The 16,996-nt window shown below is 70.0% G+C and carries 18 protein-coding genes; 11 read left to right on the top strand and 7 right to left on the bottom strand.

Going from position 1 to position 16,996, the window contains the following annotated elements; translation table 11 throughout:
* Position 1 precedes the first annotated feature (1 nt).
* The 4 genes from LF262_RS08360 to LF262_RS08345 are packed head-to-tail and all read left to right on the top strand — an operon-like array spanning position 2 to position 4,068.
* Positions 2–1,399: a protocatechuate 4,5-dioxygenase subunit alpha/beta gene (locus LF262_RS08360; protein ID WP_235779841.1), complete on the top strand. Its 1,398-nt coding sequence runs from the start codon at positions 2–4 to the stop codon at positions 1,397–1,399.
* Between the two features lie 34 nt (positions 1,400–1,433).
* Positions 1,434–2,396: a Gfo/Idh/MocA family oxidoreductase gene (locus LF262_RS08355; protein ID WP_235779840.1), complete on the top strand. Its 963-nt coding sequence runs from the start codon at positions 1,434–1,436 to the stop codon at positions 2,394–2,396.
* Positions 2,393–3,367: an aldo/keto reductase gene (locus tag LF262_RS08350; RefSeq protein WP_235779839.1), complete on the top strand. Its 975-nt coding sequence runs from the start codon at positions 2,393–2,395 to the stop codon at positions 3,365–3,367. Before LF262_RS08355 ends, LF262_RS08350 begins: the two co-directional genes overlap by 4 nt.
* The gene (locus LF262_RS08345) at positions 3,364–4,068 is read left to right on the top strand and encodes a substrate-binding domain-containing protein (protein WP_235779838.1); all 705 of its coding nucleotides are present in this window, start codon (positions 3,364–3,366) and stop codon (positions 4,066–4,068) included. Before LF262_RS08350 ends, LF262_RS08345 begins: the two co-directional genes overlap by 4 nt.
* On the opposite strand, the gene LF262_RS08340 is transcribed toward LF262_RS08345, so the two are convergent.
* On the bottom strand, positions 4,065–4,841 hold the full coding sequence (locus tag LF262_RS08340; RefSeq protein WP_235779837.1) for an alcohol dehydrogenase catalytic domain-containing protein: 777 nt from the start codon (positions 4,839–4,841) through the stop codon (positions 4,065–4,067). The two genes, LF262_RS08345 and LF262_RS08340, sit on opposite strands and share 4 nt — an antisense overlap.
* Before the next feature lie 263 nt (positions 4,842–5,104).
* On the opposite strand from LF262_RS08340, the gene LF262_RS08335 reads away from it, so the two are divergent.
* Positions 5,105–5,353 (top strand): CsbD family protein, encoded by a 249-nt coding sequence (locus LF262_RS08335; protein WP_235779836.1) that lies wholly within the window; start codon positions 5,105–5,107, stop codon positions 5,351–5,353.
* Positions 5,354–5,408: 55 nt separating this feature from the next.
* Here LF262_RS08335 and LF262_RS08330 read toward each other — a convergent pair whose 3' ends face one another.
* The 3 genes from LF262_RS08330 to LF262_RS08320 form a co-directional block, all read right to left on the bottom strand.
* Positions 5,409–6,653 (bottom strand): MFS transporter, encoded by a 1,245-nt coding sequence (locus tag LF262_RS08330; protein ID WP_235779835.1) that lies wholly within the window; start codon positions 6,651–6,653, stop codon positions 5,409–5,411.
* A 121-nt stretch (positions 6,654–6,774) separates the two neighbouring features.
* Positions 6,775–7,566 (bottom strand): IclR family transcriptional regulator, encoded by a 792-nt coding sequence (locus LF262_RS08325; RefSeq protein ID WP_235779834.1) that lies wholly within the window; start codon positions 7,564–7,566, stop codon positions 6,775–6,777.
* Positions 7,567–7,605: 39 nt separating this feature from the next.
* Positions 7,606–8,316 carry an HD domain-containing protein gene (locus tag LF262_RS08320; RefSeq protein WP_235779833.1) on the bottom strand — a complete coding sequence of 237 codons (711 nt, stop codon included), beginning with the start codon at positions 8,314–8,316 and terminating at the stop codon, positions 7,606–7,608.
* A 73-nt stretch (positions 8,317–8,389) separates the two neighbouring features.
* On the opposite strand from LF262_RS08320, the gene LF262_RS08315 reads away from it, so the two are divergent.
* Positions 8,390–8,770: a VOC family protein gene (locus LF262_RS08315; protein ID WP_235779832.1), complete on the top strand. Its 381-nt coding sequence runs from the start codon at positions 8,390–8,392 to the stop codon at positions 8,768–8,770.
* 228 nt (positions 8,771–8,998) lie between these two features.
* Here LF262_RS08315 and LF262_RS08310 read toward each other — a convergent pair whose 3' ends face one another.
* Both LF262_RS08310 and LF262_RS08305 read right to left on the bottom strand, forming a co-directional pair.
* Entirely contained in the window at positions 8,999–9,757 is a 759-nt protein-coding gene (locus tag LF262_RS08310) for an HAD family hydrolase (RefSeq protein ID WP_235779831.1), read from the bottom strand.
* Positions 9,758–9,764: 7 nt separating this feature from the next.
* A complete protein-coding gene (locus tag LF262_RS08305; RefSeq protein ID WP_235779830.1) occupies positions 9,765–10,526 on the bottom strand; it encodes a GntR family transcriptional regulator in 762 nt (253 codons plus the stop codon).
* A gap of 164 nt (positions 10,527–10,690) precedes the next feature.
* Between LF262_RS08305 and LF262_RS08300 the strand changes: the two genes are divergently transcribed.
* From LF262_RS08300 to phnE, 4 genes are read left to right on the top strand one after another with little or no spacing between them, the layout of a single operon-like run.
* Positions 10,691–11,899 (top strand): TIGR03364 family FAD-dependent oxidoreductase, encoded by a 1,209-nt coding sequence (locus LF262_RS08300; RefSeq protein ID WP_235779829.1) that lies wholly within the window; start codon positions 10,691–10,693, stop codon positions 11,897–11,899.
* Positions 11,900–11,935: 36 nt separating this feature from the next.
* Positions 11,936–12,883 carry a phosphate/phosphite/phosphonate ABC transporter substrate-binding protein gene (locus tag LF262_RS08295; RefSeq protein ID WP_235779828.1) on the top strand — a complete coding sequence of 316 codons (948 nt, stop codon included), beginning with the start codon at positions 11,936–11,938 and terminating at the stop codon, positions 12,881–12,883.
* A 3-nt stretch (positions 12,884–12,886) separates the two neighbouring features.
* Positions 12,887–13,651 (top strand): phosphonate ABC transporter ATP-binding protein, encoded by a 765-nt coding sequence (gene phnC, locus LF262_RS08290; RefSeq protein ID WP_235779827.1) that lies wholly within the window; start codon positions 12,887–12,889, stop codon positions 13,649–13,651.
* On the top strand, positions 13,648–15,270 hold the full coding sequence (phnE, locus tag LF262_RS08285; RefSeq protein ID WP_235779826.1) for a phosphonate ABC transporter, permease protein PhnE: 1,623 nt from the start codon (positions 13,648–13,650) through the stop codon (positions 15,268–15,270). Before phnC ends, phnE begins: the two co-directional genes overlap by 4 nt.
* Positions 15,271–15,300: 30 nt before the next feature.
* Here the strand turns inward: phnE and LF262_RS08280 are convergent, their stop codons facing one another.
* Entirely contained in the window at positions 15,301–15,894 is a 594-nt protein-coding gene (locus LF262_RS08280; RefSeq protein ID WP_235779825.1) for a HutD/Ves family protein, read from the bottom strand.
* 79 nt (positions 15,895–15,973) lie between these two features.
* Between LF262_RS08280 and LF262_RS08275 the strand changes: the two genes are divergently transcribed.
* A complete protein-coding gene (locus LF262_RS08275) occupies positions 15,974–16,990 on the top strand; it encodes a zinc-binding dehydrogenase (protein ID WP_235779824.1) in 1,017 nt (338 codons plus the stop codon).
* Positions 16,991–16,996 lie beyond the last annotated feature (6 nt).

Here is a 16,996-nt window from a genome sequence, read left to right as displayed (position 1 = left end):
CATGGCACTCGACAAGCCCTACAAGCAGGTTCCCGGCACGATCATCTTCGACGCGGAAATGGCCCGCAAGGGATACCACCTGAACCAGTTCTCGATGTCGCTGATGAAGCCCGAGAACCGCGAACGGTACCTCGCCGACCGCGAGGCCTACCTCGATGAGTGGCCTCTCTCGCCTAAGCAGCGTCAGGCCGTGCTCGACATGGACCTCAACGCCATGATGGCCGAGGGCGGTAACATCTACTTCCTGAGCAAGATCGGCGCCACCCACGGCCTGAGCTTCCAGCAGATGGCCGGCTCGATGACGGGTATGTCGGAGGCTGCCTACCGCGACATGATGGTCGGCGGCGGGCGCAGCCCTCAGGGCAACCGTGCCAAGGACCTCGACGGCTGGACGCCCCCGCAACCGCACGAGAAGTCCGAGACGATGCGCGAGGACGCCCCGGCGAAGTACACGTCGGCGTTGTTCACCTCGCACGTCCCGGCGATCGGTGCCGCGATGGACCTCGGCAAGACCGAGGAGCCGTACTGGAAGAAGGTCTTCGACGGGTACGAGTGGACCCGCAAGTGGGCCAAGGAGAACACGCCCGACGTCGTCATCCTCGTCTACAACGACCACGCGACCGCATTCGACTCCTCCATCATCCCGACCTTCGTGCTCGGCACAGGCGTCGAGTACCCCGTCGCCGACGAGGGCTACGGCCCCCGCCCCGTTCCGGACGTGAAGGGCTACCCGGAGTTCGCCGCCCACATCGCGCAGTCGGTCATCCAGGACGACTTCGACCTCACCCTCGTCAACGAGATGGTCGTGGACCACGGGCTCACCGTGCCGCTCTCGCTCGTCTTCGGCGACGTCAAGGAGTGGCCGTGCAAGGTCATCCCGCTGGCCGTCAACGTGGTGCAATACCCGGTACCTTCCGGCCGCCGCTGCTACGAGCTCGGCAAGGCGCTGCGCCGCGCCCTCGACAAGTGGGACGGCCCGGAACTCAACGTGCAGATCTGGGGCACCGGCGGCATGAGCCACCAGCTGCAGGGTCCCCGCGCTGGCCTCATCAACGAGGAGTGGGACAACGCCTTCCTCGACCACCTCATCGCCGACCCGCTGGGCCTGACCGAGTGGGATCACATGGAGTACGTCGACGAGGCGGGTTCTGAGGGCATCGAGCTCGTGGACTGGCTCATTGCCCGCGGCGCGATGGACGACCAGTTCGGCGGCCAGGCTCCGTCGGTGGACCACCGCTTCTACCACGTGCCCGCCTCGAACACCGCCGTCGGGCACCTCGTCATCTCGAACCCCGTCGCACCGCGCGCAGACTCCGCCGACGACGCGGTTGTGACCGAGCCCACGGATCAGGTGCCGGCGCCCGAGCCCGCGGAGACCGCGGCGGTTCCGAACGCCTGACACTCTCACCTCGATCCGCGAAAAGGAGTAACGAATGACCGACAAGATCCGCGTCGCCGTCGTCGGCGCCAACGGCGCCTTCGGCATGAAGCACCTCGACGGCCTGAAGAACATCGAGGACGCCGAGGTGACCGTCGTCAGCGCCACCTCGCAGGAGAAGGCGGACGGCGTGGCCGCGAAGTACGGCGTGGCGAACGCCGTCGTCGGGCTTGACGCCGTTCTCGAACGCGACGACGTCGACGCCGTGATCCTCGCGACCCCGACCGGCCTGCACGCGTCGCAGACGCAGGCCGTGCTCAAGGCCGGCAAGCACGTGCAGGTGGAGATCCCGCTCGCCGACTCACTCGCCGAGGCGGAGGCGACCCTCGCCGCCGCGGAGGCAGCAGCGGCCTCGGGCCGTGTCGCGATGGTCGGCCACACGCGCCGCTTCAACCCCTCGCACCAGCTCGTGCACAATCGGATCACCGCGGGTGAGTTCAACGTGCAGCAGATGGACGTCCAGACGTACTTCTTCCGCCGCACGAACACGAATGCCAAGGGCGAGCCGCGTTCCTGGACCGACCACCTGCTGTGGCACCACGCCGCCCACACGGTGGACCTGTTCGCCTACCAGGCGGGCAAGATCGTGCAGGCCAACGCCATCCAGGGCCCGATCCACCCCGAGCTTGGCATCGCCATGGACATGTCGATCCAGCTCAAGAGCGAGACCGGCGCGATCTGCACGCTGTCGCTGTCCTTCAACAACGACGGCCCGTTCGGCACCTTCTTCCGCTACATCGGTGACACTGCGACGTACATCGCACGCTACGACGACCTGTTCAACGGCAAGGACGAGCAGATCGACGTGTCGAAGGTGGCGGTGAGCATGAACGGCATCGAGCTGCAGGACCGCGAGTTCGTCAGCGCGATCCGCGAGGGTCGTGAGCCGAACTCGTCCGTCCGCCAGGTCATCGACTGCTACCGCGTGCTCGGCATGCTCGAGGAGCAGCTCGCGTGAACCTTCCCCGGATCGGCCTCGGCTGCATGTCCCTGAGCCACGCGTACGGCGTGCCGCCGAGCCCCGAGGAGGGGCTGGCGCTGCTGCGCGCGGCGCTCGACGACGGCGTGCAGCATCTCGACACGGCCACACTGTACGGCGGGGGCCGCAACGAAGAGCTGGTCGGCAGGGCGATCGCGGGCCGCCGCGACGAGATCGTGCTGGCGAGCAAGGGCGGCATGGCGCCCGTCGATGGGGTCAAGACCATCGACGGGCGTCCCGAGACGCTCCGCGCGCAGGTGCATGCCTCGCTGGGGCGGCTGGGCGTGGACCACATCGACCTGTACTACCTGCACCGCTGGGACCGGAACGTGCCCATCGGCGAGAGCGTCGGTGCGCTCGCGGAGATGGTGTCCGCGGGCAAGATCGGTGCCATCGGCCTGTCCGAGGTCTCGGTGCAGCGGCTGCGTGAGGCCCAGGCTGTGGCCCCGATTGCGGCGGTGCAGAACGAGTACTCGCTGTGGAGCCGCAACCCCGAGCTCGGGATGCTTGAGGCCACCCGGGACACCGGCGTGGCGCTCGTCGCGTTCTCGCCCGTTGCCCGCGGCTTCCTCGGCGACTCGATCGGTGATCCTGCGGGCCTTGCCCCGAAGGACATCCGCCGCGCCATGCCGCGGTTCCAGCCCGAGCACTGGCCGGCGAACGCCGCGCTGCTGCCGGCTTGGCGTGCGCTAGCCGCCAAGGCCGGATGCACCCCTGCGCAGCTCGCGCTCGCCTGGGTGATGTCCCGCGGCGACCACGTCGTCCCGATCCCGGGGACCACCCGGATCGACCACCTGCGGGAGAATCAGGCCGCGGTGGGGCTCGCTGTCGACCCCTCACTCCTGGAGCGGGCAGGCGAGCTCATCGACACGGCGACTGTCTCGGGCCCTCGCTATGCACCCGGTCCGGCCGCCGAGGTCGACGCCGAGGCCTTCGAGGACGCCGCATGAGGGCGATCTCCTCGATGGCCACGCGGCACGTCCTCGCCGACTTGAACTCGGCCGCGGTGACGGCGGGCCTCCCGGCCGTCGAGGTTGAATCCGTCGGCGGCGTGGATGCCGCGAAGCGCGTGGCCGCCGGCGAGCCGTTCGACCTTGTCTTCCTCGCCGACGGCGCCCTCAACCGCCTCGCCGACGGCGGGCACGTGGACGCGGATTCGGTGACGCCTCTTGTCCTCTCGCAGGTCGCCGCCGCCGTCGCGTCCCACACGGACGAGCCGGCGGCACGGCCCGAGGGCACCGCCTTCCCGGACGCCGAGGGCCTCCGCGCCGCCCTGAAGGCCGCCAGCCGCGTTGGGTACTCGACCGGCCCCAGCGGCACCGCGCTCGTGCGCATGATCGAGGGCTGGGGCCTCACCTCAGAGCTCGGCGACCGCCTTGTGCAGGCCCGCCCAGGCGTGCCGGTGGCCAAGCTGCTCGCCGACGGCGAGGTGGACCTTGGGTTCCAGCAGCTCAGCGAGCTCGTGGGGCAGCCGGGCGTTCGCATCCTCGGGGTACTGCCTCCTGACTGTGCGATCGACACGGTCTTTGCCGGTGCGGTGGCGGCGGTGGCGGACGATCGTGCGGCGGCACTCGAGGTACTGCGGTTCTTCGCCTCCGAGACGGCGGCTCCGATCGTCACGGCGCACAGCTTCGCGCGGGTGCAGCCCTAGGGCGAGCGCAACCACGGGGGCTGCGGGCCCCGGGCAGCGATGGGAATTACGCCGGGCAGCCGTTTCCGTGCTAACGCCAGGACCAGGACCCGGCCGCGGACACCCCCGGACTCGAGCGCCTCGTGGGCCTTGGCCGCCTCGGTAAGGCGGAACGTCGCGCCGATCCGGGAGGTCAGCCTGCCGGTGGCCAGGAGCGAGCGGCACCACTCGGCGTCGTCCGCCGACGCCGAGGTGAGAATGCGCGCACCCATGGACTTCGCGAGCTGGATGACCGCGCCCCCGACCGCACCGCCGCCGCCAGCCACGAACACGGTCTCGCCCGGCTGCAGGTGCGCCTCGCGGACGAGTCCCAGGTACGCGGTCGCGGCGGCGTGCAGGACGGGCGCAGCGGCGCAGGGGTCGACGCCGTCGGGCAGCGGGTAGAGGCGGTCCTCGGCCACCACCGCGTACTCCGAGAACGCGCCCTGCCGGCCGGCATGGCCGAGGCTGTTGGTCCAGACACGGTCGCCCGGGACGAAGGCGACCACCCCGGGACCCACCCGCTCGACGGTGCCTACGAGGTCCCGGCCGATCACGAAGGGGAATGGAGTCCCGGTCTTGTAGGAGCCGGAGCGGACAAAGAGGTCCACATGGTTGACCGCGCTGGCCTCCATGCGCACGAGTACGTCCGTGGGCCCGGCCTCGGGGATGGGCAGCTGCCCGACCTCGATCTTCTCCGTCCCGCCGAGCTCGCGGACGAACGCCGCCTGCATCATCTGGGCTGCGTTCACCATCAATTCCTCCTGCTTGCCGTGCCTGGGCCTTCGGGGCGATCGCGGCTCCTGTGACCGCACATCTCGGGCAACCACTCTAGAGGCGTCTGTCCTTCCACGGGTTGAAGAACACTCGGCTCGCCCCGCCGGTGCGGCTCTGCTCGAAGGCGCACAGACGGCCGAGGCTGAAGATGTCCGCGCCTCTTCCTGGGGCCTCACTGACAGCGGCCCCGGCAGCGCGTAGCGTGGGGATTGTCCGATCATCGGCGAGGGAGGAGACGGCCATGGGCATCGAGGACAAGATGGACGCCGCGGGTGACAAGCTCAAGGGCAAGGCCGAGGAAGCCGTCGGCAGGGCCACGGATGACAACTCGAAGATCCTCAAGGGCAAGGCACACCAGGCCGAGGGGGCGTTCAAAAACGCCGCCGCGGATATCAAGGCTCACCTGAGGGATTCCGCCGACGAAGCCAAGGCCCGCCGGGAGGCGCGCCGCGACGAGGAAATCGACACGACGCGGGATACCGAGCGCTGAAGCGCGCCAACCGACGGCGGGCACATCATCCCCGGCGTTCCCGCTGGGCTGGAATCTAGCCAGGGCCGCCGCCTCGCCGTGCCCCGGTGACGGCGAGGCGACGGCCGGCCACGACGAGCCCGATCGCTAGCACCAGCCCCACAGCGCCGCTCACGAGCAGCGGGACCTGCCCGCCGTCGCCCCACGCGAGACCCGCCCACAGCCCGGCGACCAGGATGGCGCCGCCGGTGAGCCCCTGGAACAGCCCCTGCGCGCGGCCCTGCAGCGCGGCCGGCGCGAGGCTCGAGACCCACGCCTTGCCCACGCCATCGGTCGCCGCCGTGAACCCGCCGTACACGATCAGCACCGGGAAGACCCACAGCGGGTCGGAGATGAGCCCGAGCCCCAGGTACCCGATCGCGAAGCACACGAGCCCCATCGCGTACACGTGGTACCGCGGAATCCGGTCAGACAGGGCCCCGGCGGGGTAGGACAGTGCCGCGTAGGCGACGTTGTACAGGATGTAGGCCCCAATCACGCCCTCGGTGGAGAGCCCGAGGCCATGCGCGCGCAGCAGCAGCAGCGCGTCCGGGAAGTTCACGAGCGAGAACACCGTCAGCCCCGCGATGAGCAGTCGCAGCCTCCCGGGCAGCGGCGACCCCACGTCGGGGCGAGCGGACGACGCCGCGCGGCCACCCGCCGTCGTGCGCTCACCGAGGGTGGGCGAGGCGGCCGCGGGCCGGCGCTCGCGGACGGCGGCGACGAGCAGGACCGAGAGGACGGCCGGGACCACGGCCACCCAGAGCAGCGGCGGGATCTGCCGCTCGAACAGTTCGTACAGGATCAGGCCGAGGGCCGGGCCTACGACGGCGCCGAGGGTGTCGGCCGTGCGGTGGAAGCCGAAGATCCGGCCGCGGTTGCCGGACTCCACGCCGTCCATGAGGAGCGCGTCGCGGGGCGCGCCGCGGATGCCTTTGCCGAGGCGGTCAGTGCAGCGGGCCGCGAGGACCATGGGCCACGTGCTCGCAAGCGCGATGATGAGCTTGCCCACGGCGGCGAGTCCGTACCCGAGGCCTATGAGCCTCCGCTTCGATGAGCGGTCCGCAATCCGGCCCGCCGCGATCTTGGTCAGTGAGGCCACGCCCTCCGCCGCGCCCTCGATAGCGCCGACCACAGCGGCCGGGGCGCCGAGCACCGCGGTGAGGAAGATCGGCATGATCGGGTACAGGAGCTCGCTCGCGGCATCCTGCAGGAAGCTCACGCCGGAAAGTGTCGCGACGTTGCGCGTGAGCCACCGTGGGCGGCGGGGACCATCCGTCATGTCTTCCTCCTCGGCCCCCAGCCTTCCCGCATTCCTGCCTGACGCCAAGGGCTGGTGCGGGCCCTCTGACGCTGCTGACGGGCAGCGGGCTGTGGAATGCGGCCGGTACGGCTGCGTCGGCTCAGCCCCCCAGGCCCGCGCTGGCCCGAAGGGTCTCCAGAGGGATGTGCGCCGTTGCGCGTTCGATCTGGGCAGAGATCCCGCGCAGTGTGGGCAGGTGCCGGAGCATGGTTCCTGCCTGGGACGAGAGCACCACGAGCCCCAGCCCGGCCCCGATCCTGCCGGTGTGGAACACCGGCACCGCGATGGACGCCGAGCCGAGCCGCACCTCCTCGGCCGTCGTGGCGTAGCCCTGCGCGCGGATCTGTGCGAGCTCGTCGGCGAGCCGGGCCGGATTGACATGGGTGAATGCGGTGGGCTGTTCGAGGTGCCGGTTGAAGTAGGCGTCGCGGACCCAGTCCTCCTCGAACGCGAGGATCACCTTGCCCACGGCGGTCGCGTGCATCGGAAGGCGGCCGCCCACCCGCGACGCCCGCGGCACGCGCTTGGTCCCGTACACCCGGTCGATGTACAGCACCTCGTGGCCCTCGCGGATGGCCAGATGCGCGGTCTCGCCGGTGAGGGAGAACAGGTCCTGGACGAACGGGTGCGCCGTGTCCCGCAGCGCCCGCCCCGCGTTCTGCCCGAGTTCCCACAGCCGGATGCCCAGCTGGATGCGCCCCTGGGCGTCCCGGGCCAGGGCCCCCGACTCGACGAGCTCCGCCACGAGCCGGTGCGTGGTGCTCAGCGGCAGCCCCCCTGTCTCCGCGAGCTCGGACAGGCTCAGCGAGCGCCGCCCGGACTCGAATGCGAACAGCAGGGCGAGCACCTTGGATGTGACCGTGCGGCCGGGCTCGTTGCTGCCGCCCGCCATTCGCGCCTCCTCAGCCGGCGCCCGTCGCAACGCGCCGTGTCACGGCAACTCTAGCGCCGTCCGCTCGGGCCACAGGTTGGCCGACTCGATTGCCGCCAGGCCCCGCGCTAACGCCTTCGCCGCATCCGTGAACAGGTGCCCCTGCACGCGCGACGCGCACAGCCGCAGCGCCTGCCCCCTGTCCAGCCCGAACCAGTCCATGACCGTGTCCAGCCCGTGCGGCGAGAGCCGCCACACCTTGTCCGCGTCCTTGACAATCGCGTCCTCGACCGAGAGCGACTCCCGCCGCGAGTCGTGCCCGTCCACGATGTCCACGATCCGATCCGCGCGTTCCACCGGCACGCCGGCGTCCGCGAGGATCACCGCCGCGAGCCGCGCGCCCTCCTTCTCGTGCAGCAGGACCAGCTCCGGCCTCCCGCCGCCGGGCGCGATCGCCTCGAGGACCTCGTCCTCGGGCACCTGCGACCAGCCCACGTCGTGCAGCATTATCGCCGGGAGCACCACGGACGCATCCGCCTCCGGGTGCGCTGCGAGCAGCGACCGCGCGATCGCCACCGCGTACAGGGTGTGGGCGTCGTTGCTGCGCACCTTCAGATGCACCGCGGCGCGCGGCCAGATCCGCTCCAGTTCGCCCTCCAGCCTGTCACCCGGCCCGCAGGCAAGGCCGAAGACGCCGTCCGCCTCGGCGGGGACGGACGCGGTCAGGTCCCGCCCCGCGTGATTGGCGGACGGAGTGAGCTTGAGTGGCATAGCGACAGTGGACCCGAAAAACGCCGCGCATGCCACCCCGGACTTCCACTGGACGAAACCTAGACTGTGCCCCATGGCATCCCGCATCAGCGAACTTGTCCTCAAATGCGCCGACGCCGAGCTGCTCGCGCGGTTCTGGAGCTCGGTACTCGGCTACGTGGAAATCGACCGGGAGGACGGCGGCCTCATCGAGATCGGTCCGCCCGACGCCGGCTTCGGCGGCCTGCAGCCCACTATCCTCCTGATGCCCAGCGAGGACCCGCGCTTTGGACGGCTCCCGCTGCACATCGACGTCAATCCGGTGGACCGCGACCAAGACGACGAACTAGAACGGCTCCTCGCCCTCGGCGCTCGTCCCCTCGACATCGGGCAGCCCGCCGACGCGCCATGGCATGTCCTGGCCGATCCCGAGGGCAACGAGTTCTGCCTCCTGCGCCGCCAGCTAGAGCCCTGATTGGGCGGCGTGCGGCGCGGCCCCGCAGGGGTGTCAGCAGAGGTACCGTCCTCCTCGATCAGGACGGCGGTCGCGGGCGCGCCGCCGTCGAAGCCGCGTGCGATCTCGACCGTGGTCCCTCCGCCGTTTTTCCATCGTGTGGAGCGGAGGTCGGCAAAGCGGATGATGCGTGCGGGCAGGGGGCGCGTCTTTCTGATCGTCGGCAGGGCGCGGCCGGGGGCATCGAGGTCATGGCGCGTCATTGGCCAGGAGCGACGGGAGATCCCGGACGCCGCCCAGGATGTGCCCGTGCGGATGGGATTCCAGGTCAGCGCGGCTCAGCTTGCCGGTCAGGACGCCGACGGCGGTGACGCCCGCGTTGGTGGCCGCGAGGAGATCGTTGACCGTGTCGCCGGCGGCAAGGACCTCGCGCACGTCCTGGACGCCCGTGCGCTCCATGGCCCGGTGGATCATGTACGGGGCGGGGCGCCCGGCGGCGACCTCGTCCGAGCAGACGACTGCGTCCAGCAGCAGCCGAGGCGAGGCTCCGACGGCTGGGCCGCCGTTGCCGGCCACGTCGCCGGCCACGCGCTGAGGTGCGCTGGTCTCCGAAGCCACAGCCCATCCAAGGCATGCGAGCAGTGGTTCGGCGACATCCCGGGAAAAGCCGGTGGTCAGGGCCACCTTGACCCCGCGGCCGCGCAGTTCGGCCAGCGCCTCCTCGACGCCCGGCAGGGCGACCGGCGGCTGCTCGGTGTAGTACCTGGCAAGGACCGCCTTGAAGGCATCGAAACCGCGACGCACGAGCTCGGGGGTTGGCGTGCCTCCCACGGTCAGGACCAATGCCCCGATGGCCTCGGCCTTGTCCGCTCCCATCCAGTCCTGCACATCCGCGTCGCTCGGCCGGGCGCCGGCGATGTGCTGGACGGCGTCCGCGAGGGCGCGGTAGACCAGACCGTGCTCGTCGATGGTGGTGCCGGCCATGTCGCAGGCCACGAGTGTGATCATCTTGTCCTCATTCGCTCGAGGGGACGCGGGCCAGGCGGGCCCGGCTGTCCACGGTGTTGTTGATCGTGAAGCTCGTCAGTTGCGGCAGGTAGCGGTCGTCGGAGTACTCGATGGGCAGGACCTCGCGGGTTACAGTGACGCGACGCTCGCGCAGGAGCGCCGCTCCCATGGCACAGCCCAGAAGGGTGCTGTCCACGTCGTCCGCCAGAACCGCGTCGATCGTGTGCTGTGCCCCATGCAGGTCCGCTCCCCGGGCCTTGAGGAAGGCGAAGATCGACCCCGAGTCGGCGTCGAACTCGAAGAGGTGCCGACCCACATCCTGCACGAAGCTCGCGCGCTCCACCATGGCGGGAGCACCGTCGAGCGAACGCACGCGGAGCACGTTCACGACCTTCTCGTCGCCGTCGAGGTGTAGGGCCGCGGCCGCGGCAGCACCCGGCGCCCGCAGTGAGACCTCGATGGTCCTCTGGCCGGGCGTGCGTCCGATCCCGTGGGCCCATTCAGTGAAGGACATGAACGTCTCGAACGGCTGCGAAGGCACGGTTCCGCGAACTACGGGCGGACGCCCGCGTCCGCCCGTCACGAGGCCCTCGGCCCGCAGCGCCTGGAGCGCCTGACGGACAGGCCCCCGTGAGGTCCCGAACTCCTGGCAGAGCTCGGACTCGCTGGGGATCTTCGCCCCTACTGCCCAGACTTCCGCCGCGATCCTGTCCCGGAACTCCTCTGCGAGGAGGTGGTGGCGGGGTTCGGCGGACGGGGACGTGGTCATGAACTTGAGAATACAAGTTGTCCAGCCATCCACCAATCGTTTGATCCCCCTCGGTAAACACCATGTGAATCTTTGGCTGACGGTTGTAAACGCTCGGCCAACTTATCAATACAAGTGTCATTTGGATTTGAAGAAGTCGCCCTTCGCACCGCACGCTCTAAAGCGTGAACGATCAACTACCAGCTGTAGGGCCGGCACGCGCAGGCCTCTCCGATGATGTGGACCTCGTCGTCATCGGCGCTGGCATCGTAGGCCTCGCCCATGCCTCACTCGCCCTCGCAGAGGGGTGGAGCGTCGTCGTGGTCGATCGCGACCACGAGGCCGTCGGGGCCTCGGTCCGCAACTTCGGACACGCGTGCATCACGGCGCAGTCCGGCGACCTTCACACGATGGCGAAGTCCTCCCGCCGTCATTTGCTCGCCATGGCCGAGAAGGCCGGGTTCCGGGCAGCGGAAGCGGGGGCCGTGGTGATCGCGCGAACCCCAGCAGAGCTCGCCATCCTCGAGGAGCTCGCCGCGGCTCGCGAGGCGGGCGAGGTCCAGCTCCTCGATGCCGAGGAGACCTCGAGCCGGATCGGCCGCTCGGACGCCGAGGGCATCCTCGGCGGAGCCTGGCTTCGGGACGACCTCAGGGTCGACCCCCGCACCACGGTCGCGGCCCTTGCCGCATGGGTCGACGCCCAGCCCCGTGGAGAAGTCCGCTGGAACACGACGGCCCTCGGCGCTGATGGCGCGTCAGGTGCGCAAGGCGACCAGACCGTCGTCGTGCGCACCTCGCGCGGCACGCTGCATGCCCGCCGCGCCATCGTGTGCGTCGGGAACGATGTCGACCGGCTCTGGCCCGAGCTCGCCGCCGAGCATCAGATCCAGCGGTGCGTGCTCCAGATGGCCCGCGTCCAGATGGCCCACGACGAGGCCTCCGCGGAGCCCGAGATCGTGCCGGCCGTCCTGACTGCCACGTCGATGCTCCGCTACCCGGCGTTCACGGACATGCCTTCGGCGCAGGGCCTGCGCGAGCAGGTCGTGGCCGCGCAGCCCGAGCTGCTCGAGATCGGCGCGAACGTCATGTGCACGCAGCGTCCCGACGGCACACTCCTCGTCGGAGACTCCCACGCCTACTCGCTCACGGCCGCGCCGTTCCTCGACGAGCGCACGAGCCAGATCCTTCTCGACGAGCACCGAGCCGTGCTCGGGCGCGACCTCACCGTGATCGAACGCTGGCAGGGCGTCTACGCGTCGTCCGACGTCGCCCCCTACCTCGTGCGCGACGTCGCGCCGGGCGTCACGGTCGTCTCGGTGACGTCCGGCGTCGGCATGACGCTCTCCTTCGGCCTCGCCGAGCGCACGCTGGCCGCCATGGCCCCGACCCCCTGACCGCACCACAACACCCACCTCCGGAAGGCACAACCCATGAAGTTCCCCCTGAACCGGCCCATCAAGGCTGTCGCGCTTGCCCTCGGCGCCATGCTCGCGCTCAGCGCCTGCGGCGCCTCCGCCGCGAGCACCCCGTCCGCCGGCGCGGGCACGTTTGCGAAGGACTCCTCGACCCTCATCATCGGCATGGTCCCGGACGAGAGCGCCGCGACCTCGACGTGGCAGCCGATTGCCGACTACGTCGGCAAGGTCACCGGCAAGAAAGTCGAGGTCAAGGAGTCCTCGAACTACGCCGCCCTCATCGAGGCCTCCGTGGCCGGCCAGGTCGACGTGGTCTCCTTCTCCGGCTTCACCTACCTTCAGGCCAAGGCCAAGGGCGCGCAGTTCACACCCGTCGGCGCCTCCGTCGACGCGAGCACCCACGAGCCGGGCTACTACTCGACCGCGATCGTGCCGGCGAGCTCGTCCATCACGGACGTAGCCGGGTTCAAGGGCAAGAAGGTCTGCTTCGTCAACGAGAACTCGACCTCCGGCTACCTCTTCCCGACCTACATGCTCACCAAGGCCGGCCTGAACAAGGGCGACTACACACCTGTGTTCGCCGGCAAGCATGACGTCTCCGCCCAGAAGACCGCCCAGGGCACCGAGTGCGAGGCAGGCTTCGCGCAGGAGATCACGGTGACCACCACAGGCCCCGCGGCCGGCCTGTTCAAGAGCGGCGACCTCAAGGTTGTCCACAAGGAGTTCGTCCCGGGCCCGCCGTTCGCGGTCTCCGACGCGCTCCCCGCGGATCTCAAGGCCACGCTCAAGGACAAGATGTCCACCGTGACGACCAAGGACATCAAGGACGCCGGCATCACCACCACGGCCGCCTTCGACAAGTTCTTCGGCGAGGGCAACAAGCCGGTCGACGACAAGTACTACGACAACCTGCGCGACCTCTGCCACAAGCTGCCCGACGTCAAGACCTGCCAGGGAATCTGAGCCATGCCCGAGTCTCACGCCGTCGTCGAGATCAACGACCTCGTCAAGCAGTACGGCGACCTTCGCGCTCTCGACGGCGTGAGCCTCACGGTCGGGGAGGGCGAGATCGTGGTCCTCCTCGGCCTGTCCGGGTCAGGCAAGTCGACGCTCTTGCGGCACATCGACCAGCTCGACCTCCCCACCTCGGGCTCCATCCGAGTCCTCGGCGAAAACGTCCCCGCCTTGCGCGGCAGGGCACTGCGCCGGCTCCGTTCGCGGATCGGCGTGGTTTTCCAGCAGTTCGAGCTCGTCGGCTCCCTGTCCGTCCTCGAGAACGTGCTCTCGGGTGCGCTCTCCACCCTCGCCGGGCCGCGCCTCGGCGTCTGGTCCTACCCGACGTCATTGCGCACGACGGCGCTCGGTCACCTCGAGCGCGTCGGCCTGGCCGGGCGGGAGTATCAACGGGCCGACACACTGTCCGGAGGGCAGCAGCAGCGCGTCGCGATCGCGCGGGCGCTCATGCAGTCGCCTGAGATCCTGCTCGCGGACGAGCCCGTCGCGTCCCTCGACCCAGAGTCCTCGAGGCAGGTCATGGACCTCATCCGCGAGATCGGACGTGAGCGGGGCCTCACGGTGGTGTGCAGCCTCCACCAGATCGAGCTTGCGGCGTCCTGGGGAGACCGCCTCATCGGACTCCAGAGCGGGAGGGTCGTCCTCGACACGCCGGCTGCGGCCGTCGACCGGGAGGCTGTCATGCGGATCTACGGTCCGGTCGGCGCTGCACTGTGACCATCGCACCCCCCGCCCCGCCGCGGGCCAAATCGCCCGCGTCCGCGGTGACCACGCGCCGTCGTGCGGCGGGCATCACCGTTGCAGCGGTCCTCGGCGCCTTCGTTGCTGCCGGGGTCCTCGCGTTCATCGAGCTCGACTTCACCGGCGTGAGCCTGAACAAGAGCCTCGTCTCCGCCCAGCGGTTCTTCGCGCGCATGATGCCGCTCGACTTCTCCGAGCCCGGTGAGCTCCTGCGGCTCACCATCCTGACGCTCGCGATCGTCATCTGCGGAACCGTTGTGGCCGCCATCATCTCGGTGCCGGTCGCCTACTGGGCTGCAGGCAACACGAGCCCGCACCCCGTGCTCCGGTGGATCGGCCGGGCCATCACCGTGCTCGCGCGCGCCTTCCCCGAGCTGATCCTCATCATCATGCTCGCCACGATGTTCTCCCTCGGCTCGCTGCCTGGGATCCTTGCGATCGGCCTCCACTCGGTGGGCATGGTGGGCAAGCTCTTCGCGGACGCGATCGAGCAGATCGACGAGGGCCCCCGCACCGCCATCCGTGCCGCCGGCGCCACGAAGCTGCAGGAGTTCGCCACGGGGATCCTCCCGCAGGTCACCCCGAGCTGGATCGCGACCGTGCTGCACCGCAACGACATCAACCTCCGGGCGTCTGCGATCCTCGGCTACGTGGGCATGCCCGGTCTCGGGTACGAGCTGTCCGCGAGCATCCAGCGCCTCGACTACAAGAGGGCCATGGCCGTGGCGCTCATCCTGTTCCTCCTTTGCGTGGCCATGGAGCTGATCTCCACGGGCATCCGACGCATGGTGATGGGCTCTGGGAAGGCGTCCTCCATCAGCCCAGACGCCTGGCGTCGACGCCGCGGACCCGTCCTCGGGTGGACTGCGGCGGCGGTCGTGGTTGGCTCGACTCTCCTCGCGCAGCCAGCATGGGGAGACTTCCTCACGGTGTGGGGGGTCCTCCCGCAGCGGCTCGCGGCGTTCTTCCCGCTCTCGACGGGCGAGTACACGGCGGCCCAGGTGGTCAAGATGCTCTGGGACACGATCGCGATCGCGCTGGCGGGCACCCTCGTGGGCGCCGTCCTCTCCGGGATTGTCGGCTCCCTTGCCGCGTCGAATGTCGCGCCCGGCGGCGCCACGCACGCGGTGGCGCGTTTGGTCCTCCTTGCTGTCCGCGGAATCCCGGAGCTCATCCTCGCGATCGTGCTCATCCTCGTCACGGGGCTCGGTGGGAGCGCCGCGGCGTTGGCCCTCGGCATCGGCACAGTGGGTCTGCTCGGCAAGCTGCTGGCTGATTCCATCGAAGAGGTCGACCCCGGACCTGAGCGCGCGCTCAAGGCCGTGGGTGCCACCCGGCCGCAGGTGTACTTCTCGGCGACCCTCCCGCAGGCCGCCCCGGCCGTTGTCGGGCACCTGTTCTACGCGCTCGACGCCAACGTGCGTGCGGCGACCGTCCTCGCGGTGGTGGGCGCCGGCGGTGTGGGGCAGGCGATGTTCACGGCAGCCCAGCTGAGCCATTACAACGTGGTTGCGACCTTCGCCCTCCTCGTGGTCGCCGTGGTCCTAGCCCTGGAGGGCATCGCGGTCTTCCTGCGGAGGCTCCTCGCCGAGTAACCGGCACGCGCGGCGCGTGATGCACGAGGTTCACGCCGCGCCGGCGTCCCCGACCACGGAGACGACTGCAAGGAACCCGCGGCCGGACACCTCGGGCGCGGCACCCTCATCCGGCCCACCGAGAACGGTGTCGTACTGGGCGAGGGGAGTGGCGGCGTCGTGTGCGTCCGCGGCCTGGACCGCGGCCTGGCCGTGGAGGAGAACCCCCAGCTGGCCTGGCCCGAGTGGCAGGGGGCGCTTCTTGGAGAGTTCGAGGATCGTGACATACCCCGTGAACGCGCCGCGGCGGGTGATGAGGCCGAGGTCGCGGACCGAGCCGGTGGGCAGAATCGCGCTCGCCGGCGCACCGCCGTCGAACCGGAACGGACGGAAGCGCTCAAGGCCTTGCTCGGCTCCGCCGACGGTCAGGACGAGCAGCTCGCCTTCAATGACCGTGAGGACCCGCTCCATGCCGGGAAACTCGGAGAAGTCGCCAGCCCGCTCGACGTCCGCGATGCTGAGGCGCCAGTCCCAGTCCGCACCGGCCGCGCCTGCCGGGCCGCGGGCGATCTCGACGGTGGTGCCTCCACCGTTCGTCCAGCGTTCGGGGCGGAGCTCGGCGAAGCGGATGATCTGGGCGGGCATGGGTGTCCTTCCGTCGGTGCTCCAAGGCTACGCGGACCCGGCACTGGGTGTTTCCGCTGAGGGGCTATGATCCGCTTCCATGAGGCAGGCTGTGATCACCGCCCCCGGCGGCACCGACCGGATCGTCCTGAGGGACGCGCCGGACCCCACTCCGAGCGGACGCGAGCTGCGCATCCGCGTCCGCGCGAGCGGGGTGAACTTCGCGGACATCCTGGCGCGGCAGGGGCTCTACCCGGATGTGTCCAACTTCCCTGCAGTCGTGGGGTACGAGGTCTCGGGCGTCGTGGACGCCGTGGGGCCCGACGCCGACCCGCGTTGGGCGGGGCGCGACGTCGTCGCCGTCACCCACTTCGGCGGATACTCGGATACGGTGTGCGTGCCCGAGGATTGGTCGTTCGCCAAACCCGCGGGGCTCTCCCACGAGCAGGCGGCCGCTGTGCCCGTCACCTATCTCGCGGCCTGGCAGCTCATGGTGGTCATGGGCTCGCTCTCCGCGGACGAGACCGTGCTGATCCACAACGCCGGCGGGGGAGTCGGGCTCGCCGCCATCGACATCGGCCGGCACATCGGCGCACGCATGATCGGCACCGCGAGCTCGCACAAGCACGAGTTCCTCACGTCCCGGGGCCTCGACGAGGCCATCGACTACCGGACCAATGACTGGGCGGCGGAGACGATGCGCCTGACCGGCGGACGCGGGGCGGAGCTCATCCTCGACCCGTTCGGCGGAAGCCACTGGAAGCAGAGCTATAGGGCGCTGCGTCCTACCGGCCGGCTCGGCATGTTCAGCGTCTCCGGCGCGGTCTCCTCGAGGCTGCCCGGCAAGCTCAAGCTCCTCGGGCTCGTGGCGCGGATGCCGCTGTTCAACCCGGTCCCGCTCATGAACCGGAACCTCGGGGTGTTCGGCGTGCACGTAGGGCACCTCTTCGGCGAGGCTCAGAAGGTCCGCGGCTGGATGGGCTCGCTCCTCGAGGGCGTCGAGGACGGCTGGGTGCGCCCGCACGTGGACCGTTCCTTCCCGCTCGGGGCCGCGGGGGAGGCGCACGCATACCTGGAGGGGCGGCACAACATCGGCAAGGTCATCCTCGTGCCGTGAGGCGTG

Origin of the sequence: Sinomonas notoginsengisoli, assembly GCF_021554725.1 — a bacterium.
In the GTDB taxonomy this organism is placed as follows: domain Bacteria; phylum Actinomycetota; class Actinomycetes; order Actinomycetales; family Micrococcaceae; genus Sinomonas; species Sinomonas notoginsengisoli.
The sequence above is the reverse complement of the archived record's forward strand: the minus strand, read 5'-3'. Positions and strand labels throughout refer to the sequence as shown.

Coding starts and splice junctions, on each gene's coding strand:
- LF262_RS08360 (WP_235779841.1), top strand. CDS start 2: ATGGCACTCGACAAGCCCTACAAGCAGGTTCCCGGCACGATCATCTTC.
- LF262_RS08355 (WP_235779840.1), top strand. CDS start 1,434: ATGACCGACAAGATCCGCGTCGCCGTCGTCGGCGCCAACGGCGCCTTC.
- LF262_RS08345 (WP_235779838.1), top strand. CDS start 3,364: ATGAGGGCGATCTCCTCGATGGCCACGCGGCACGTCCTCGCCGACTTG.
- LF262_RS08340 (WP_235779837.1), bottom strand. CDS start 4,841: ATGGTGAACGCAGCCCAGATGATGCAGGCGGCGTTCGTCCGCGAGCTC.
- LF262_RS08335 (WP_235779836.1), top strand. CDS start 5,105: ATGGGCATCGAGGACAAGATGGACGCCGCGGGTGACAAGCTCAAGGGC.
- LF262_RS08330 (WP_235779835.1), bottom strand. CDS start 6,653: ATGACGGATGGTCCCCGCCGCCCACGGTGGCTCACGCGCAACGTCGCG.
- LF262_RS08325 (WP_235779834.1), bottom strand. CDS start 7,566: ATGGCGGGCGGCAGCAACGAGCCCGGCCGCACGGTCACATCCAAGGTG.
- LF262_RS08320 (WP_235779833.1), bottom strand. CDS start 8,316: ATGCCACTCAAGCTCACTCCGTCCGCCAATCACGCGGGGCGGGACCTG.
- LF262_RS08315 (WP_235779832.1), top strand. CDS start 8,390: ATGGCATCCCGCATCAGCGAACTTGTCCTCAAATGCGCCGACGCCGAG.
- LF262_RS08310 (WP_235779831.1), bottom strand. CDS start 9,757: ATGATCACACTCGTGGCCTGCGACATGGCCGGCACCACCATCGACGAG.
- LF262_RS08305 (WP_235779830.1), bottom strand. CDS start 10,526: ATGACCACGTCCCCGTCCGCCGAACCCCGCCACCACCTCCTCGCAGAG.
- LF262_RS08295 (WP_235779828.1), top strand. CDS start 11,936: ATGAAGTTCCCCCTGAACCGGCCCATCAAGGCTGTCGCGCTTGCCCTC.
- phnC (WP_235779827.1), top strand. CDS start 12,887: ATGCCCGAGTCTCACGCCGTCGTCGAGATCAACGACCTCGTCAAGCAG.
- LF262_RS08280 (WP_235779825.1), bottom strand. CDS start 15,894: ATGCCCGCCCAGATCATCCGCTTCGCCGAGCTCCGCCCCGAACGCTGG.
- LF262_RS08275 (WP_235779824.1), top strand. CDS start 15,974: ATGAGGCAGGCTGTGATCACCGCCCCCGGCGGCACCGACCGGATCGTC.